The organism is uncultured Blautia sp. (assembly GCF_902497045.1).
Taxonomy (GTDB): Bacteria; Bacillota; Clostridia; order Lachnospirales; family Lachnospiraceae; genus Blautia_A.
In genome coordinates, this window is record NZ_CABVDF010000325.1 from 1 (window position 1) to 2,279 (window position 2,279).

Consider the following 2,279-nt stretch of genomic DNA (forward strand, 5'->3'; position numbering starts at 1 on the left):
AAAGAGCCGGAACGCTTTATATTTGGAAAAGAATCTTTGTCCGGTGATAAATTGAAAAACGGATATCTTTATATGAAAGAAATTCTGGAAACGCATAAAAAAGAGGAACTTCCAGAGGCCTGGATCGCCACCTCGGATTACCTTGCAGTTGGAATGATGAGGGCGATCAATGAGAAAGGTTATTCTATTCCCGGAGATTTTGGACTTATAGGATTTGATAATATTGACCTGTCTGGTTATGTTAATCCCAGACTGACAACAGTGGAACAGAATCAGGAACTTTTTGGTAAAAAACTGTGGGAAGCTGTCAAAAAAATACATCAGAACGGTATACGGGAAGAAATTGTTCTTCCGCAGAAAGTGCTGATGCGGGAATCCTGCTGAATGGCAGGGCAGCAAGTCGCTCAGGATGAGAAGTCCAAAGCGGACTTATCTATTTTGTTATGATTTTTTGAAACGATTCAATAAAAAGGATAGGGGTATGGCAAGGAGGGAAGAGAAAAAGAACCCGGATATTCTTTTTTGACCGGATTGTTTCACAAAATATGAAAAACCAAGATATGAAGGAGGAATTCATAATGAAAAAATCAGTTGCTGTTACTTTATGTGCTGTTATGACAATGGGTATGGTAGGAAGCTGTACATCTGTATTTGCTGCAGAAGAACCGGATCCGACAACAGATGAAGCTGTTGTCAAGGCTGCAGAAGAAGAGTGGGAGATTGCCGTTGTACCTAAGGATTCCACCAATCCGTGGTTTGTACGTATGGATACAGGTGTTAAGGATTTTGCGGATAAGACTGGTGTAAACTGCTACCAGATCGATACCGGAACGATCGATGCAACAAAACAGGCTCAGCTTGTAGAAGACCTGATTGCTCAGGATGTTGATGCAATCTGTGTCGTACCTGTTGATATGGAATCTATGGATTCTACCTTAAAGAAAGCAAAAGATGCAGGCATCGTTGTTATTACTCATGAGGGTGCAGATCTTAAAAATGTTGATTATGACATTGAAGCATTCTCCAATGAAGGATATGGTGCATTTATTATGCAGAACCTTGCAGAGGCAATGGGCGAAGAGGGACTTTATACTACAATGGTAGCTTCTCTTACCAATGGTTCTCATAATGAGTGGGCAGATGCAGCTGTAGAGTATCAGAAAGAGAATTATCCGAATATGACTCTTCTGGAAGAAAATCCACGAGTTGAATCAGACGATAATGGCGATACTGCTTACAACGTAGCAAAAGAGCTGATCAAAACTTATCCGGATCTGAAAGGTATCATGGGAACATCTTCCTTTGATGCACCTGGTGTTGCAAGGGCAATCCAGGAGCTTGGTCTGGTAGACAAGTTCTTTACATCTGGTACAGGAATGCCGGCTGACAACGCAGAACTGCTGAAATCAGGCGTTCTGAAATCCCTGACATTGTGGGATCCTGCAAAATCAGGCGCAGCAATGGTTGACCTTGCATGTAAAGTCCTTAATGGCGAAGAAATCGCAGCTCCGGCAAACCTTTATGTAGATGGTTATACAGAAATGAACTTCCGTGAAGGTTCTGAAACTGTACTTGAAGGCCAGGGCTGGATCACGATCGACGCAGAAAACGTAGACGATCTCGGATTCTAAAAAATAAAGGGGATGCTGCAGATACATAAAAGGGGATGCAGCGTCCCCTGCTTTCTAAAATGTCTGTATGGTTCAGGCATGGGAGAGAAGAGAGGAGGAAAGTATGTCTCAGAGTTTATTAAAAGCAGAGCATGTAAAGATCTCTTTTGGAAATGTGCATGCACTTAGAGACGTATCCTTGGAAATTCTTCCCGGTGAGATCCATTGTCTTGCTGGAGAGAACGGATGCGGCAAATCAACAATTATTAAAATTATATCCGGTGTCTATCAGCGGGATGGCGGAACCATTGAATTTGATGGAAAAAAACTGGAAAAAATATCACCTATTGATGCGATCAATATGGGAATCCAGGTTATTTATCAGGATTTTGCCCTGTTTCCTAATCTGACAGTGGCTGAAAATCTTGCATTAAACACAGAACTTGCATCCCGGAAAAAAACAGTAAGCTGGAAAAATGTGCGTAAGATCGCAGAGGAAGCGGTTGCCAAGATCAATTTTGATGTGGATCTGGATGAAAAAGTGGAAAAGCTTTCTGTGGCACAGAAACAGATGGTTGCTATTTCCAGAGCTCTTATGTCCAATGCCCGTCTGATCATTATGGATGAGCCGACTACTGCTCTTACTAAAAAAGAAGTAAATTCTTTATT

3 protein-coding genes are annotated in these 2,279 nt (G+C 41.7%); all 3 read left to right on the plus strand.

The window, feature by feature from the left end:
* Positions 1–384 (plus strand): substrate-binding domain-containing protein (locus RDS42_RS14275; RefSeq protein WP_308784244.1); only part of this gene is annotated, 384 nt, incomplete at its 5' end.
* A 194-nt stretch (positions 385–578) separates the two neighbouring features.
* Positions 579–1,631, plus strand: a complete 1,053-nt coding sequence (locus RDS42_RS14280) for an autoinducer 2 ABC transporter substrate-binding protein (protein ID WP_308784245.1) — start codon at positions 579–581, stop codon at positions 1,629–1,631.
* Between the two features lie 103 nt (positions 1,632–1,734).
* Positions 1,735–2,279: ATP-binding cassette domain-containing protein (locus RDS42_RS14285; RefSeq protein ID WP_308784246.1), on the plus strand; the 545-nt coding region annotated here is incomplete at its 3' end.